A 17,587-nucleotide genomic window follows, 5' to 3' on the forward strand; every position below is an offset into this window, starting at 1 on the left:
TATGCGCATATTTACACGCGGAGATTTGGACGGTTTTGCCTGTTCGGTCCTGGTCACCACCATGGAAAGCGTCAAGGAGATAATGTTTGTCCATCCCAAGGACGCCCAGGACGGCCGGTTCGAGGCGACCAGCGAGGATATCCTGGTCAACCTGCCCTATGTCAAGGGCTGCGGCCTGTGGTTCGACCATCACATCTCCGAAGAAAAGAAACTCAAGGATATGAAGGGCTTTAAAGGCGCCTATGCCGTGGCCCCCAGCGCGGCCCGGGTGGTTTACAACTATTATCGCTCGCCTAAACTCGACGCCTACAAAGAAATGCTCCACGACATCGACCGGTTTGACAGCGGACAGTTGACTACCGAAGACGTGGTTAACCCCAAGGGCTGGATTCTGCTGGGTTATACCCTGGACCCGCGCTCAGGCCTGGGCCCGGAATTCCAGAAATACTTCCGCTGGCTGGTGGAATATGTCAAGGAGGTGCCGCTCGATAAGGTGCTGGAGCACCGCGAGGTCAAGAAACGGATTGACAAACTCCGGGCTGAACAGGCCGAGTTCACCCAGATATTAAAGGAACACGCCAAGCAGGACGGCAATGTGGTCCTGACCGACCTGCGCCATCTGAACAATGTCCCGACCGGCAACCGGTTCCTGGTCTACACCATGTTCCCTGAGGCCAATGCCGAGGTGCGGATATTCTGGGGCAAGGCCAAGCAGAACGTGGTCATTGCCTGCGGGCACAGCATCTTCAACCGGACCTGTAAGGCCAATGTCGGCCGGATGCTGGCCGAATACGGGGGCGGCGGCCATACCGGCGCCGGCACCTGCCAGGTGCCTGTGGAAAAGTCCGAGCAGGTCATAAAGGAAATCATACAAAGATTAAAAGAAAATAAATAACTGTGCAGTGAAAACAAGGTAAAATAACCATCTATAACTGATTCAAAGCCGATTTAGTCCCCACATCCGTGCAGATTGACACCCTTAATCCACAGGACTAACATTCGTATCCCTGCGGACTGACACCCGTATCCCTGTGGACTAACACCCTTAGCCCTGCGGAGTCAGATTCGTATCCCTGTGGACTAACACCCTTAACCCTGCGGAGTCAGATTCGTATCCCTGTGGATTAACACCCTTAGTCCTGCGGAGTCAGGTTCGTATCCCTGTGGATTAACACCCGTATCCCTGCGGACTAATACCCGTATGCCTGTGAATTAATACCCTTATGCCTGTGGAATAAGGGTCATATTCTACACCCTTTACAGATAGGGGGTAGGGGATATACGGTTAGGGGGGTAGTGGGGAGGGGGTGGGGAGTGGGGGTACTTTCGGAAAAATACGGATGTTTTGGGCAAAACTGGCTAAAAATCGAGGGAAATGGCCGTTTTCAGCCGGTATAACCTTAAGGTTACGAGTTATAATCTTAAGATTACAGGTTATAATCTTGAGATTACGAGTTATAATCTTGAGATTATGGGTTATAATCTTAAGATTACAGGTTATAATCTTGAGATTACGAGTTATAATCTTGAGATTATGGGTTATAATCTTGAGATTACAAGTTATAATCTTGAGATTACAGGTTATAATCTTGCGGAGCCGCAGCGGAGTCCCGATGACCATCGGGGAGGTTACGGCTTATAACCTTGAGGTTATGGGTTATATTCTTATGGCTACGACCCACCGTCATACGACGGGGTAAACTCCGGGAGTCCCTCACGGGATTCGTTGCTACTTTCCCGTTAGGGACGCCTACCTACCAGCCCCGTTACGCCCGTCTGACCGTGCCATTCGGGCAGGTCGGGACGGAGTAGGCAGGGACTACCTTGCCGATGGAGGGCCACAAGATGGTATTGCCAGCCCAATGTTATTCTGACAGATAAAGAATATTGCGGAATGATGCCTTGCATTTTTCAGCGCTTAAGGCCGGCAATCCTTTGAATCGGGTCTGCTTTCCTTCGGGGATGTTAGCCTCAAATTGTAATTCGCCGTTTAAATAACATGAAACCTTTTCTCCTTTTATCATAAACCTCAAGTTATTCCAATCACCGGCTTTGAATGTATCGGGCAACGCCCGGTCGGCCAGCCGGCTTAGGTTTGGAACCGCTTCACCCCTGGATGAATACCTAAACAGACAGATGCTGTTTTCCCGGATAGCATACCAATAAAACGTATGGTCGTAATCAATCACAGCAAAGGCAATACCGAAAAACTGGTCGCCCGGCGTTTCTTCCAGCCGGACATCCAGGGAAATCACATAATTCCCCTCCAGCACTCGGGTGTGCTGAAGCTGGATCATTCCCGGCTCCAAATTACCGCCGGTGATGGCGCCATTTTCTACTTTCCACCAGGCCTTCTTGGAGATATCCCATCCGTCCAGGTTATCGCCGTTAAATAAGGGATCCATAAGGTTTTTTTCCTCGTTCATAAGGTTCATCCGGAACAGGTTTAACTGTTCGGTGATTTCTTTTCGGTCTGGTTCCATAGCGGATAGGCGTTCCATAAGACCAAGCAGGTATTCATTGGCGCTCTGCGGGTATTTGCCGGCCAGGTCCAGGAATTTGGTCATGTATTTAGCGTTCATCTCGTCGAATTCGGAACTGATTTTGCCGTATTCATTCAGATAAGTTATGATTTTAGCTGAAAGTTTGGCTTGGGCATCGCTGCGTTTTTCCATTTTTTCCAGCAGTTCGCTGGCCTTGGTAAAATCCTTGGCGGCCTCGGCCATTTCTTTCATCTGCCAGAAGAATACACCCCGCTCAAAATAAGCGTCCGGGAAGTCAGGCGCCTCGTCGATGGCTTTCTGGAATAATCCCAGCGCGGCCGGATAGTTCTTTTTCTGGACCTGTTCTTTGGCTTTTTTGAAATAAATCTGGGCCGATTCCTCGTCCGGGAAGACGTTCAGAATAAAAAATAACCCGATGGCCAGCGGGCTGAGCCAGCGCAAAAACATTCTATCTGGTATCTGTCTCATAATCCAGTTCACTTCAGGAGCTTGATATCCTTAAACCGCACCTGGCAAAGCTGGGCCCAAATGGCCAGGACGCCGCCGCAGACCTCGGTCCGATATTCAATCACCAGGTTATTATTGATATATATGCGGTATAAATCACCTTGCGAGATTTCCACCTTCAACTGGTTCCACTCGCCTTTCTTGTAATTATCAGGCAGGGGTTTGGTGCTGAATTCCTTGCGCTCCTTATTAACGACACCAACTAATTTAACCACTTTTTCGTCCACCACGGATATACCCCGGGTATTCATGCCGGTCCGATCACCCAGCATAATACCGGCCGAATACGGCCCGGGCCGGCTTTCCAGGGTTTCGTCAACTCGGAAGTCCAAAGCGACGGTAAAATCACCTTCCAACCATAAATCTTTCCGGCGATTGCCGGAGCCTTTATTAAGCAGTTTGGCCACCAAAATATTGCCGTCTTCTATGTCCCAGTCATTCGGGTTTTCGGGCAGCCAGTCCGCGGCCAGCTCACCCATCGGCAGCGGCTTCCAGCGCGGCAGGAAGACGCCCTGAACTATCTCGTCGTACATCTTTTTCGCCTCGGAGTTTTTGGGGTCCAGCTTAAGGATCCGTTTGAGCGCCTGTTCGGAGAAAAAATTATCCTTGGCCCGGTTTTTCCTGGTGAAACCCAGTAACTGTTTGATATATTCCTGCTCAATCGCCCGGCCCTCGGTTTCTATTAACTTGCTGCTGGGGTCTTCCGCTTTCAGTTTATTCAGGATTTCCTCGGCTTTCTTCTTGAGCTGAATCAGGACCAAGCTCGGCTTGGCCAGCCCGTCGATAAGTGAAATACATTTTTTGAATGCCTGGCGGCACCGGGGCTTTTCATCCATTTTTAAGTGCGCTTCCCCGATTTTGAAGTGGACCTCCGGCATTTCCGGGCTTTCCTTGAGGGCTTTCTGGTAGAACTCCAGGGCGCGTGGAAACTCGCCTTTTTTCAGCGACTCATCGCCCTTGGCTATAAATTCCCGGGCAATCGCATCGTCCGGGAATAAGGAACTGACGGCTAAAAAACAGACAAGAATTATAGTAATGGAAATGATGCAGTATTTTGCATATGCCATATATTATGTATATGATAGATAAATCATCCAAAGTCAAGAAATTATGACCAACCGGTATAAACTCAGATCAGCCCCTGTAATGACATGACACTTATTTCTTTACCCCAGGTTATTCCTACACGGACTAATGAGGAATAAAAAACTTCCGTTCCAGGCCCTTAGACCATTCGGTCCAATTAGAATTCTTGGGCGCGTTCTGAATCAGCAACTGGTATTCGCCCAGCCGGGCATCGAGGTTGTCCAGATAGTGCAGGACAATCGCCTCCTGAGTCATGGGCAGGACCGGCGCGCCGTATTCCCGCTCCCCGTGATGGCTGGCTATGAGATGTTCTAATAATGTCGTGTATTCAGTCGGGAAGCCCTTGATTTTGTTAACCTTCTCATTGAGCATCAGGATACCAAAAACCGTGTGGCCGACCAGACGGCCTTCGTCCGTGATTTGCGGCGTGACCTTGGTCTCATACTCCCGGATTTTGCCGATGTCGTGCAGGAATATGCCGACGAGAAGCAGGTCCAGATTGAGCGTCTGGTATTGCTGGCCCACGCTAAGCGCCAGATTGGCCATATTTAGGGTATGCTCCATCAGGCCGCCGGTATATGGCTGGTGTTTTTCCACCGCGGCCGGCGATTTCTTGAACCGCTCTATAAAATCCTCGTCCTTGACAAATGCCTCTAGGAGTTTGACCAGATGCGGGTCTTTGACGCGGGCCAGGACATTGGTCAGCCGGTTATAGAGCGCCTCGATGTCCAGCGCCGTGTGCACGGCAAAGAAGTCCGGATTGATGTCCTTATCCGAGGCCGGGGCAATGGATGAGGTCTTGAGCTGGAGCTCGCCCTGGTATAAATCCACCTGGCCCTTGATGCGGACGAAGGAATATTCGGAGATAGAATCCAACTGGGCGATGTTGTCCCAGATGTTAGTCGCCACCTTGCCGGTCTTGTCGCGCAGTTCCAGCCGGAAATAGATGGAGCCGGTCTTGGTCTTGCGCTGCTGCTTGGTGACCAACTGGAACACCTGGTCTATGGGTTCATAAGCGGCCAGGTCCTTGACGAATTTGTGTCCGATTGAAGTAGCCATGAACTAATATTAAGAACCACGGACATAAAAGTCAAGAATAATTAAACTCGTATTCACCACAAAGAGCACAAAGGACACAAAGAAATGCAACCACAGATTACACAGATTACCGCAAGTTAAAGCTGGCGAGTTACCGGGTAAGTGGATAACTTTTTAGCCACCCTAAACCCTATTTCAGCCCATAAAATTGGAGGTATAAACATTGGCAGAAGACAAAGAAAGCTAATAATTTCCGAATTTACACCCCACCATTCTAACGCATCAATATAAGGCCCCATAGGAAAAAATAACAACCCTAAAGCAGAAATAATACCTCCGGTAAAAAATATCGTATAAAGCACTTTTTTCGAAGCCATTAATTCAACTCTGTACCCTCTTAAATAAAACCAACCTGTAAAAAAGGATCCGAGTATGCATCCTAAAACTGTTGACGACACCACATTAAGAATCCACAGAAATAACGGATCAGTTATATTATGAAATTTATGTGGCCTGTCTGGATATAATAACGTTTCCAGCAGCACTAATGTTATTGATGCTACGAAAAAACCTACAATAAACAGTATTGGTATGCTTATACGAAAAATAGGCCGCTCATGTTTTTTCTTAGTGTTTTCTTCGATCATATTTACCTCTAACTAATGGCCTAATACCAGAATTCGAGTTGGGAGGCAAGAAAGAAGATAAGTTCGGTTATGCCGGTTAGGCTGTTTAGATGGCTAGGTCGGTTGGGCAGAAGTTCCCTCCGACACACCCCTGAATCCCCTCTTATTAGAGGGGACTACGGAATTTATTCACCACAAAGAATTCTTTGTGCCCTTTGTGGTGAGTATTCTTATCTCCTGGGCCGACGGTCGCGGTCATCCCGGCCAAAGGGCCGGCCTCTGCCGCCGCCGCCGCTGCTCGGGGTGCTGGGCACATAGGTGCCTTCAGGTACCAACAGCGCCTTGCGGCTGAGTTTGACCTTGCCCATCGGGTCTATGGAAATAACCTTGACCTCAATGGAATCGCCCATCTTGACCACGTCGGTGACCTGGCCGACAAAGCCATCCGATAGCTCGGAGATATGGACCATGCCTTCGGTGCCGGGCATGATCTCAACGAATGCGCCGAAATCCTTGATACCAGTAACCGTGCCTTTGTAGGTCTTGCCGATTTCAGCCGTGGCGGTGCATTCCTCGACCATCTTCTTGGTCTTTTCAGTGGCTTCGGCATCGGCCGCGTAAATCATAACCGTGCCGTCTTCTTCAATTTCAATAGTAGCTCCGGTATCGGCCTGGATTTTCTTGATGTTCTTGCCACCCGGACCGATGAGCGCTCCGATTTTGTCGGTTGGGATGCGCACCTTGACAAAGCGCGGGGCATACTGTGAAATCTCGGCGCGCGGAGCAGCCAGGATCTTTTTCATCTCAGCCAGGATGTGAATCCGGCCTTCCTTGGCCTGGGCCAATGCCTGGCGGATGGTGTCTTCGGAGATGCCGCCGATCTTGATATCCATCTGGACGGCCGTGATGCCTTCGGCTGTGCCGACCACCTTGAAATCCATGTCGCCTAAGTGGTCTTCAGCGCCCAGGATATCGGAAAGGATTCTGACTTCCTTGCCTTCCTGGACCAGGCCCATGGCAATGCCGGACACGGGTTTTTTCACCGGCACTCCGGCATCCATTAACGCCAGTATGCCGCCGCAAACCGTGGCCATTGAGGACGAGCCGTTGGACTGGAGGATATCAGAAACAATGCGGATGGTGTAAGGGAAATCATCCTTGGGAGGCAGGACGGCCTCGATGCCGCGTTCGGCCAGATAGCCGTGCCCGATTTCCCGGCGGCCCGGGCCGCCCAGGCGCTTGATTTCACCCACCGAAAACGGCGGGAAATTATAATGGAGCATGAAGTGCTTGGTGTATTCCTCAGCCAGGCCGTCGATTCTCTGTTCGTCCATGGACGAGCCGAGCGTGGCCGAGACCAGCGCCTGGGTCTCGCCCCGCATAAACAGGGCCGAGCCGTGGTTCCGGGGCAGGAAGCTGACCATACCGGAAATCGGCCGGATTTCCTTCAATGACCGGCCGTCGATGCGCTTGTTGCTCAGGACCAAAGCGCGCAGCGCCTCGCCTTCCAACGTGTTCATAGCCGCGCCGATTGACTTGGTCACCGCGGCGATTTCGTCCTTGTCGGTGAGTTTGGCGGTCTTGTCCTTGATGACCGCTTCCTTTATCTTATTGAGCGCCTCTTTGCGCTCGGACTTGACCTTGGTCTGGATTTTGGCCTGGATATCCTTGTAAACCGATTTCTTTACTTCATCGTATATGCCGTCGTCCTTTTTCTCCGCGATGACCATCTTGACCGGTTTGACCTTGGCCTGAAGCTGGACCTGGAGTTCGACCAGTTTCTTGATTTCCTTGTGGGCGAATGCGATAGCCGAGACAATGACGTCCTCGGGCAGTTCCTTGGAGCCGCCTTCGACCATGACCACGGCGTCCGCCGAGCCGGCTACGATCATATCCAGTTCGCCGGTGTCAATTTCACCATAGGACGGATTAATGATGAAGTTATTGCCGATTTTGCCGACCCTCACCGCGGCGATCGGGCCGTTAAATGGGATGTCGGACACGGCCAAAGCGGCCGAGGCGCCGTTGATGGCCAGAACATCCGGATCGTATTCGTCGTCAGCCGAGATAACCATAACCATCAGCTGAAGTTCGTTGCGGAAGGTATCGGAAAAGAGCGGCCGCAAGGGCCGGTCAATCAGACGCATGGTCAGGATTTCCTTGGTGGTCGGCCGGCCTTCGCGCTTGAAGAATCCGCCCGGAATCTTGCCGGCGGCCGAGGTCTTTTCCCGGTAATCGACAGTCAGCGGCAGCATGTCGTTGTCGCTCTCGAATTCCCGTTTCTCGCCGTGCACGATGGTAGCCAGGACCATGGAATCGCCGAATGACACCACGGCCGCGCCGTGCGCCAGCTGGGCCAACTGCCCGGTTTCAATAGTAAACTTGCGTCCGCTGATTTCGGTCTCTACTGTGTGTTTCATATTTCTCTATATTCCTTTTTCTGTGCTCGAGCAGGTATGGTATAAGAATGAAAGTTTGGTGGTTATACTGCCTGCAGGAGGATGCATATTATTTCCTGATGTTCAGATCCTTAATTATCTTCTGGTAGCGCTCCGGCTCGTGGTTAGCCAGATACTTAAGGAGTGCGGAACGGTTTCCAATCATCTTCAAGAGACCGCGGCGGGAGTTATGGTCCTTGGGAAAATGCTGGAAATGGCTGGCCAGGGTATTGATCCGCTCGGTCAGGATAGCGATCTGGACATCGGCCGAACCGGTGTCCTTCTTGTTCAGCTGGTGCTTCTTGATGACCTTGGTTTTGGCTTCTAAGGTTAATGCCATACTTTCATTTTCTCCTACTCTACACTTTTATTCTCTCTTTTATTAAAAACGATATTACTACAAAAAGCGCTGGTTGTCAAGAAAATGCCGGAAATATTTATTATATAGTAAAATCACTCATTTTTCTTGGTATTCCGGATTGGTTTTTGGTATTATTTGACTATCCTATGACACAGATAATCCTAAAAGATCAGGGCGCGTCCCAAGCCTTTAATATCACCAAGGATATCACGACCATCGGGCGAAGCAGCAAGAACGACGTGGTCATCCGCCAGGGCGAACTGTCGCGTTTCCACTGCCAGATCCGCAAGACCGGGGACGACTATGTCATCGTTGACCTGGACAGCCGGAACGGCATCTATTTTGACGGCAATCGGGTCAAGGAGAAGAAGCTGGTGGCCGGGGACGAGATACAAATCGGCAAGGCCAGCATAATATTTGAAAAAGAAATACCCAAGCCGGACCAGCCGCCGGCGCAGGACAAACCCGTTGCCCCGGCAGTTCCCGGACCGGCCGCCGGGTTATCGGCTGACGAATTCATCGCCCAGGGCCGCAAGAATGCATTTTCTATGCTGGTTAAAGTATTCATTATCGCGGCCATCGTTTTCATTGTCTTCGGTTACGGTTATATTAAATTCAAAGAGCTCGCGGGCTTGAAGATGAATATCATCTCAAAAAATTCGTCATTTGAAGAACCGGCCCAGCCGGCCAATCTGCCCAATGGCTGGCTGTCTCTGACCGATACCAAAGCGCGCGTCACCGTCAGCGACCGGGAATTCCAGGATGGCAAATATTCCCTGTTGGTGGAAAAAATGCCGAACAACGGTGAATTCTGCACCGAACTCCACCACAGTTCTGTTATCAAGATGCCGTCTTATGACATATCAAGCCAGTACGTGCAGATATACACTTTCAGCGGCTGGGTCAAATCCGACCCTTTCAAGAAATCACTGTCCGGTTACCGAATCAGCTGGTTCGACAATAGCCACCAGTTGATCAGGGATGATTACACCGAATTCACCGGCGGGACCAAGGAATGGCGTAATCTCACCTCCAGCACCAAGCCTCCCGCGGAGGCAGCTTACGGCAAGTTTTCCTGCGTAGTCCTCGGAACGGAATCATTGGTATATTTTGATAATGTTTCGGTATTACAAACACTCTCCAACGCGCTTCCCTCATCAGCCAACAAGATTGAACGAGCGGCGCTGGACAACCAATTATTCAAATTGACGGTTTGGCACTCAGGCATCTGGAAATTGGAAAACAGCCAGTCATCGGAAGGCTTGGACCTGAACGGCGAATTGGTTTTTAAGCCGTCGAACCTGGAATCACGCCAGAGTTTTTACAACCACAGCAAGATTCTGACTGCAAACAACGAGCGTATCCAGGCCAACGTCCAGATGATCAATCCGCTCTCGCTGGAAATGATTAACGTCAATGTGGAGAGTTCCATCAGTCCGACCATGACAATGACTTACAATTTCCCGGCGGAATTATACACCTACCTGCGCGATAAATATTTCTCGCTGGTCAGTGCTATTCCGGCCGGCAATATCAGATACGTAAAACTGATAAGCGACTCGGGCGTAAAGGAAATCTCGTTATATGACAAAACCACGGAAAAGGTGGCCAGCATAAATATCGGGCTGACCAACAATATCATTTCTATAAAGTATCTGCAGCCAGTTGAACTAACAATAACCCGTGACTCTGACGTCCTATATTTTACCCAGATCTTCCAACCGGCGACTTTCGGGAGCGCCGCCGAACCCAGGCTGTCTTTCGGGCTGGAGTTTGACCTGAAATCATTGACCCAAAGCCAAACGGATTGGGAACGGTTCCTAATTCAGGCCCAGGAAGCAGAAAAAAGCAATAATCTGGGCGAAGCCATAGAATTATACCGGACTATCATCATGGGAATAGGTAAAACAGCGGAAATGACTCCGGCGGTGGAGGCCAAATTAAATACGCTGGAGAATGCCGCCCGGGACCGGGTTCAAAATATCATTGACCTTCTGTCCACGGCCAGATTGCTTAAGGATTTCGGATTGTACGAGCGGGTATCAAAACTGGCCTGGGAAACATCTAAGACATATAAAAAGACCGAATACGGCGAGCGGGCCAAGGACATTATCCAGGAAATAAAAACCGAGACCGACCAGCTAAAAGGCTCTGACACCAAACAGAATGCCGAAAAGATGCTGGCGATTGCGGACGGTTTTGCCAAAGAGAACCAGAATAACCTGGCCGGCTGGCTTTACGAAGAAATTATCCAGCGCTATGCCGGAAGCCCGGCGGCCAAGCAGGCCAAAGAAAACCTGGAAAAGATAAAGAAATAGATAATTATGTGGACCGGTGTTGATGTTGGACATTCGTATATAAAGATAGCGCAGATAGTTCCGTCCTGGGGCGGATTCCGCCTGTTCGGCATTGCCAAGGTAAAGAATGAACTACCGGCGGATGACTCCAAGACCTCATCCACTATCAGGAGTTTTGCCCGGGCCCAGCTCCAGCGCATCTTCCAGACCACTATCGTTCCCTCCAGATGTATTATCGGCGTAACCGGCAAGGATATAAATTTAAGAATCGTCCAGATGCCGCCCATTCCGTCGGCCATAAAATTCAGGAAGATGATGGAATATGAACTCATCCAGATAGCCGGTAAAAGCGGCGAATCCCTTTATTCCGATTATTGCCGTCTGAATCTGGCCAGCAAGTCGTATCCGGAAATACCGGTGCTGGTGGGAATGGCCAAAAACACTTTCATCGACGAACAGATAAAACGGATGCGGAAAGCCGGCCTGGCGGTCGAGGATATCAGCCCAAATGCCATCGCCCTGTCTTATGCCCTGAGGCAAACTGAGATAATCAAGCCGGAGGAAACGGTGCTGCTGGCCGATATCGGCGCGGTCAATACGGAAATCGTCATCCATCAGGGCAAACACCTGATTTTCGCCCGGAATATTTCGGGCGGCGGCGCGGATTTGACCGAGACCATTCAAAACCGGCTGGGCATCCCAAAACACGAGGCAGAAAACCTGAAGATAAACGCCGGTAAAATCGTGCCGCGCGAGACCGAAATCAGCGGCGAAGACCGTACGCTCCAGGAAACCCTGAGAAGCGGCGTGGGCCAGATCCAGTCTTCCATTGAATCCGCCATCTCATTTGCCATCGCGCAACTGAAGGTGGAAAAACTTTCTCCGGACCGGATCTTCATATCGGGCGGCACGGCCAAACTTAAGGGCCTGGCCGGATATCTCGGAGAAACGCTCAACAAACCGGTTGAGGTCTTCAAGCCATTCAAGAATATCAAAGCTAACCTGCCGGCGGAAACCAAAGACAAGGTCGTGGAAACAGATTGTGATTTCAGCGTTGCATTGGGTCTGGCCTTAAGCGGAGCGGCGTATAACCGGAACACCCATATTTCATTCCTGCCGCCCCAGATAAACAAAAGAAAGGTTTTTTACCGAGAATCGATTCCGCTCATCGCGGCCGGCATTATCATATTCATCGGTATGGTCATCTGGTTTACCAGCGTCTATTCGGAACGGGCCCGGGAACTGAATAATATCGCCCAGCTGAAAACGGAGCAGAAGAAATTTACCGACGTACTGAATAAATTTAACCAGGCCAAGGAACGCGTGAAATCACTGGACGACACCTATCAGAAACTCAACAAGATAACCCAGGCGGCGGATTTGTCGTATATCACCATAAAACTGATATCCCGGCATCTGCCGACGGAAGCATGGATTTCCCAAATAACCATGTCCGGCGTTCCAACCCGTGACCCGAAAAAGCCGGCCGACATAGATTCGGCCAGGGAAATCACGGTAATCGGATACCTGGAGGATGATAATCCGTACAATCTGGAGAACCTCAAGACGTTCGTGGACCAGCTCAACCAGCCCAATGACTACCTGCCTATAGAAGCCGCCTTGAAACGGTTGGATATTCCCAAGACGGTTATGCCGCGGGCTAAAAAGGAATTTGAAATCAATATAAAAGCCAAGGAAACAGCCGGGAAATAAATTATGCATTGGATAGCTGAACATAAAAGATTTGTGGTATTCGTACTGGCGACAATAATTCTTCTGCTCATAGAACAATACTATTTTATCGCCGAGATTAAAAACGAAACCAGCGCCCTTCAGGAGCAGCAATATAAACTGCGCTCTGAGATAGAAACCAAGATTAAAAAAGGCCCGTTTATTTCCGAGAAGAGCATTCCGAATGTCGAGGAGGAAATAAAATACGCGACGAAAAAGCATTTATATCTCAAAAACCGGATAAATTATAAACCTTTGGCCGGTTATGAGATTCCGGTAACCAAGCGGCAGGACGAATTGATTGTCAATTTCCAGTCTTTGCTCAAGGACACCCAGAAACGGCTGGAAAAAAACTCCGCCCAAAAAGGCATTCCCATCCCGGCTAAACTTGAATTCCCGCTCAGCAAGGCATCCGAGGAAACCATCAGGTTTTATTATGAGCGACTTGACATCGTTGAACAACTGATGAATCTAGCCATGGACAGCAACTGCCTCAAGGTTATTGATTGGGGCGTCAGCGAAAATGACTTCAGGGAATTCAAGGATATTAAAGAAACCGTGTTCAAAGGCCCGTCCGGAACAAAGAACATGGTATTTATCAGGATAAACGGATCTTTCGGCTCGATAATGCAGTGTATCAACCTGCTCCGTAACGCCGAAAGATTCGTTTCCCTCGAAAGAGTAATCATCAGCAATACTAATCCCGACCTTGATAATATCACGGCGACCTTTATTGTAGCCGGAATAAAACTGGAGGAAGTAAAATAATCCTATGCTCAAGGTATCCAAAGAAAAACTGCTGATTATCTTATCCGTTGTATTCCTGGGACTGGTTGTCTGGCTGATTACTTTCAACCAAAGTAAGACGTTAGATGATTGGGCTCTAAGCCAGAAACCCAAAACATATTATCCCACACCGCTCAAGGATTCATCCGCTGATTTAAACAAGCTCGATATCTCCAACCGCAACCCATTTATCTCTTCGGTTAAGACCATAGACAACCGCATTGAATTACCACTGCCTGATATCGCGGAAAAGCAATACACCCTCATCGGTTTCCGGCCAATTCCCGATTCGCGATTCTATAATAATAAAAGCGTTCTGAAGGTACCGTTCGGTAGACTCTATCCTTATGATGATTCCGCCAGATTAGCCCTGCCCCAGGGCCGGACCCTGCCGCCGGTAGAAACCCTCAATTCACTGATTAGCACCATCCACGAACCGCCCAAACTGCCGGAAAAATCCTCCGGACAGGTTAAGGAAGACATCATCATAATGAAGAACGGCCCCAATGTTCCCGGTAAATATGTCGGCGAGGATAAAGACTGGGTTTATTTTGTCAAATCAGGCCAGGACAAAGTAACCAAGTTCAACAGACAGGATATTGCGGACATCCAGCGGGTTTACACCTCCGAGGAATTATATGAAACCGAACTTAATAAGGTCTCAACCAATGACGCTTATTCATGGTATCGCCTGTCGGAATGGTGCTTCAAGAACGGTTTGAGCGACAAAGCGGCGGCGGCCCTGAAAGAAGCCATCAAGATTAACGACCACGAACTCAAATTCTATCTGGCCCTGGCTGATTACTACCTGGGCAAAAATGATTTTGACAGCGAGATTGCCATTTGCCAGACCGCCCTGAAATCATCCCTGCTGGCCAAGGAGGTAATTTATTATCGGCTGGGCAGGGCCTATGAAAAATTAAAACTCTCAACTGATGCCCGCCTGTATTATGAAAAAGCCGTGTCTTTATCGCCTAATTACACCGAGGCATTATTCAGGCTGGCCTACCTGTACCGCCAGAAACAAGATTACGAATCAGCTTCAAGGGCCTATGAAAAAATAAGAAACCTCAGGAACCCGGACAGCGCCTATCTCGAAGGCCTGGCGCTTCTCCAATACCAGATGGGCCAACTAAAAGAAGCCCGGCTGAACATCCAGGAAGCCCAGAAAAACGCCGATGCCTCGTCTGAATCATTCAATCTCCTGGGCATGCTGGACGTCCTGGACGGAGATTATAGTAAAGCCTGCGATAAATTCCTGTATTCCATCAACTCCAAACCCGACCTTTCGTCCGGCTGGGCTAATTTGGGTCTGCTTTACCTGTCCGCCGGCCTTTATGCCGAAGCCGAGATGCTCTTCACGGAATATACCGTCCTCAATCCGATTGATGAAACACCCTATATCGGACTGGGCTATCTCAAATGGCTCGGCAACAAAACCGATGAAGCGTCATCATTCTTCCAGAAAGCCCTAAAGATGGCGCCGGATAGTTTCAACGCACACTATGCCCGCGGCCAGTTATATTTTTACCTCCAGCAATATCCCGAAGCCCAGCAGGATTTCCAGTGGTGTTTATCCAATAACCCCTCTTTTACCGAAACCCTGTATTATCTGGCCACCTTATCGCTCTGCCAAAAGAACACCAAAGAAGCGCTCAAATACTACAAGGCGTACTTCAATCAGACCACCTCCGACCTTGCCCCAGCCGTGGATGAGTGTAATTTCGTTCTCGCCCTGATAGCATCAGACAATATCAGGCAGGCAAAAAAAATACTGAGCGAATCGGAGCGGCTAAAAAAGTATGTACCAGCCCTTAATATCTCCGCTTATTTTGATTACAAGGAACTTAATGCCGCGGAGGCGATAAAGAAATTACAGATGGCCTTGTCACTCGACCCATCGAACATCTACGCCAGAAATACCCTTGATATCATAACCAAATCATCATCGCAGGCAATCTGGGTTGATGACTTTGCCAGACCCGACAGCAGTGTGCTTGGGCACGGCTGGAGCGAGGCCGAAAAATATGGCGTGGAAATATCCGTCGCCAACAAGCAATGCCTGTTCAAAGGCATCCAGTCATTGAACAAGGACGGCTTGACCACCCTGGAAAAGACCGTGGCCCGGGCTTCCTTTATCCGGTTTGAAGCCAGACTCAATCTCGACCTGGAATCAGATGTGGTTGCTGGTATTTATCTTACCAGCCCGTCAAAGGAACGGACTCTTTTCATCGCCCGCAGAAAAATCGCTCGGCCGGATGGCAGTTCAGGTGGACAAGAAATCATTTACGGGTTTTCCGCCAAGCCGGACGCGCCGCCTCTTGAATGGTCATCTTTCAAAAAGATGATTGTAATTGCCGAAGACTCCAAAATATCATTAGAAATAATCGGTCCCAGTGACCGCCCCACGGAAATCCAGTGTTTCATTGATGATGCTTTGTGCGGCATTATCCCCTTCAAAGGAAATATTATACCCATTGGCCGGGCTCAAGAAACCTCATATTTGACCGGCATCTTCGGTTACGGGCCGCTGGGCAGGGAATGGCAGCTGAGCGTGAAAAACGTCCGGGTCTTTGAGGAAAAACTGAAGTAGCGCTATCTAATCCTGCCTTTTTTTACAGAACAAGCCGAATCTATACCTCCACGTGTATTATAGACGGTCTTGATGCATAAGTACCTGGGCTTGAGAATCCGGTAAATGTCTTTGAAAAGGCGGTTGGTGACGTCTTCCTGGTATATCCCGACATTCCGGTAAGCCAAGAAGTAATACTTGAGAGATTTGAGTTCCAGACAGCATTTATCGGGAATGTATTCAATCACCACCGTGGCTATATCCGGCAGGCCGGTACCCGGACAAACCGCCGAAAATTCTCTGGTGGTATACTGGATTAATTGCTTTTCGCCTTTGTAAGGAAAGGTCTGAATGGTTTTAGGATTTATTTTATCCATAATCTGCGGCTACTCTTCCAAAAGCTCCACATTGGCCCTGGGGATAGTCGCCACCTTACCGTCCGGAAATTCGGCCTGCAACACCCGGGCCGGACTTTCGGTTTCTATCTTGACCAGCTCGTTAGGCAAGGCCTTGACCTTGGCCAGTTTGCCGAAATAGGGTTCACGGATAATCCGGATGACGTCGCCTTCTTTCATGGCGCCCCGTTCCCAGCCCTGGTCCACGGCTTTTTCCTTTTCCTTCAATGACGGATCGGGGATAATGATTTCCGGCCTGATGACGCCAGCTCGAATCTGGGTGGCTCCGCTGATCGAGGCCTTTTTGCCTTGTTTGGCCACCAGCAGTTCAAAGGTCTTGCGGGCCATGTTAATCCGGCCGAATCCCTCAGTCAGGACCAAGGTCAAACCAATCTTCTCGGTGCCGGTAATAGCCACGCCCAGGTCATAGCCCAGCAGGGCCTTGAGGTCTTTGTCGTCAAATCCGCCTACCACAATTCCCTGAACGCCGGTATCAATGGCCTTTTTCAGGGCCAAGGACGAAACATAGGATCCGCCGACAATGATTTTATGCTGGTGCACGGGCAGGATTAAATCCGGGGTCAGTTCTTGGCCCGGGTCTTTAACGATGACCTCAATGACACCGTTGGTTTCGCCGCCGATGCCGAAGATACCCTGGATAAAACTGCAATAGGATTCGACATAAGCGCCCTCTTTGTCCATAATCTCGACCACCTCGCCGTCAATATAGGCCTTGAGTTCCAAGGGCTGGGGCTCTTCCCTTAACAGCACCTGGCCGGTCACAGCCGAGACGCTTTCCACCGTACCCTTGATGGGCGACTTTATCGAGGTCTTGAACCACTTGATCAGCGGCTTGCTCTCGGCAATGGTTTCGTCCTTGACTATCGTGTCGCCCGGCTTCTTAAGCATATAATGCTGGATGTCTTCAGGCGCAATGGAGAGCAGATTGACCACATTAACAGTATGGACCTTGCCGGGCAGTTCGGTCCGGGCAATAATGGTATCGTTAGTCACCTTTTGCCCGACCTTGACCTGGACATTGCCCTGGATGGGCAGAATCCGTTTCTTGCGGATAAGAGTCCGTTCGGTCACCCTCAAACCCGGTGTATATGCATGTCCCATAGATAATTCCTTCTAATTATAAATTATAATCAAATATTATACCGGCCGCTTCGCACCGGGTCAAGCATTTCTGCTTTAAAAGTTATCCCGCATCTATAATTTGGATGAGTGCGGGATAACTCGC

Annotated in this window: 14 protein-coding genes; 6 read left to right on the forward strand and 8 right to left on the reverse strand. The window is 49.8% G+C overall.

Features of this window, described 5'->3' with window-relative positions; all coding sequences use genetic code 11:
* Position 1: 1 nt before the first annotated feature.
* Positions 2-895, forward strand: coding sequence for an exopolyphosphatase (locus HZA49_01700; protein ID MBI5778156.1), 894 nt, complete (start codon positions 2-4; stop codon positions 893-895).
* Positions 896-1,375: 480 nt separating this feature from the next.
* Positions 1,376-1,642: a hypothetical protein gene (locus HZA49_01705; GenBank protein MBI5778157.1), complete on the forward strand. Its 267-nt coding sequence runs from the start codon at positions 1,376-1,378 to the stop codon at positions 1,640-1,642.
* Positions 1,643-1,865: 223 nt separating this feature from the next.
* Here HZA49_01705 and HZA49_01710 read toward each other — a convergent pair whose 3' ends face one another.
* From HZA49_01710 to rpsO, 6 genes are all read right to left on the reverse strand, one after another.
* Positions 1,866-2,972, reverse strand: coding sequence for a DUF1080 domain-containing protein (locus HZA49_01710; GenBank protein MBI5778158.1), 1,107 nt, complete (start codon positions 2,970-2,972; stop codon positions 1,866-1,868).
* Positions 2,973-2,980: 8 nt separating this feature from the next.
* Positions 2,981-4,078 carry a tetratricopeptide repeat protein gene (locus tag HZA49_01715; protein MBI5778159.1) on the reverse strand — a complete coding sequence of 366 codons (1,098 nt, stop codon included), beginning with the start codon at positions 4,076-4,078 and terminating at the stop codon, positions 2,981-2,983.
* A gap of 124 nt (positions 4,079-4,202) precedes the next feature.
* Positions 4,203-5,156 carry an HD domain-containing protein gene (locus HZA49_01720; GenBank protein ID MBI5778160.1) on the reverse strand — a complete coding sequence of 318 codons (954 nt, stop codon included), beginning with the start codon at positions 5,154-5,156 and terminating at the stop codon, positions 4,203-4,205.
* Between the two features lie 116 nt (positions 5,157-5,272).
* Complete coding sequence (locus HZA49_01725) at positions 5,273-5,782, reverse strand: hypothetical protein (protein ID MBI5778161.1); 510 nt, start codon at positions 5,780-5,782, stop codon at positions 5,273-5,275.
* Positions 5,783-5,991: 209 nt separating this feature from the next.
* The gene (gene pnp, locus HZA49_01730) at positions 5,992-8,181 is read right to left on the reverse strand and encodes a polyribonucleotide nucleotidyltransferase (GenBank protein MBI5778162.1); all 2,190 of its coding nucleotides are present in this window, start codon (positions 8,179-8,181) and stop codon (positions 5,992-5,994) included.
* A gap of 88 nt (positions 8,182-8,269) precedes the next feature.
* A complete protein-coding gene (rpsO, locus tag HZA49_01735) occupies positions 8,270-8,539 on the reverse strand; it encodes a 30S ribosomal protein S15 (GenBank protein MBI5778163.1) in 270 nt (89 codons plus the stop codon).
* A 167-nt stretch (positions 8,540-8,706) separates the two neighbouring features.
* Here rpsO and HZA49_01740 point away from each other — a divergent pair, with 167 nt between their 5' ends.
* From HZA49_01740 to HZA49_01755, 4 genes are read left to right on the forward strand one after another with little or no spacing between them, the layout of a single operon-like run.
* Positions 8,707-10,878, forward strand: coding sequence for an FHA domain-containing protein (locus tag HZA49_01740; GenBank protein ID MBI5778164.1), 2,172 nt, complete (start codon positions 8,707-8,709; stop codon positions 10,876-10,878).
* 6 nt (positions 10,879-10,884) lie between these two features.
* Positions 10,885-12,570: a pilus assembly protein PilM gene (gene pilM / locus HZA49_01745; protein ID MBI5778165.1), complete on the forward strand. Its 1,686-nt coding sequence runs from the start codon at positions 10,885-10,887 to the stop codon at positions 12,568-12,570.
* Between the two features lie 3 nt (positions 12,571-12,573).
* Entirely contained in the window at positions 12,574-13,356 is a 783-nt protein-coding gene (locus HZA49_01750) for a hypothetical protein (GenBank protein MBI5778166.1), read from the forward strand.
* A 4-nt stretch (positions 13,357-13,360) separates the two neighbouring features.
* On the forward strand, positions 13,361-15,967 hold the full coding sequence (locus tag HZA49_01755; GenBank protein MBI5778167.1) for a tetratricopeptide repeat protein: 2,607 nt from the start codon (positions 13,361-13,363) through the stop codon (positions 15,965-15,967).
* A 2-nt stretch (positions 15,968-15,969) separates the two neighbouring features.
* Here the strand turns inward: HZA49_01755 and queF are convergent, their stop codons facing one another.
* Positions 15,970-16,323, reverse strand: a complete 354-nt coding sequence (gene queF, locus HZA49_01760) for an NADPH-dependent 7-cyano-7-deazaguanine reductase QueF (protein MBI5778168.1) — start codon at positions 16,321-16,323, stop codon at positions 15,970-15,972.
* 9 nt (positions 16,324-16,332) lie between these two features.
* The gene (locus HZA49_01765; GenBank protein MBI5778169.1) at positions 16,333-17,463 is read right to left on the reverse strand and encodes a hypothetical protein; all 1,131 of its coding nucleotides are present in this window, start codon (positions 17,461-17,463) and stop codon (positions 16,333-16,335) included.
* Positions 17,464-17,587: the final 124 nt, after the last annotated feature.

Source organism: Planctomycetota bacterium, from assembly GCA_016235865.1.
Taxonomy (GTDB): domain Bacteria; phylum Planctomycetota; class MHYJ01; order JACQXL01; family JACQXL01; genus JACRIK01.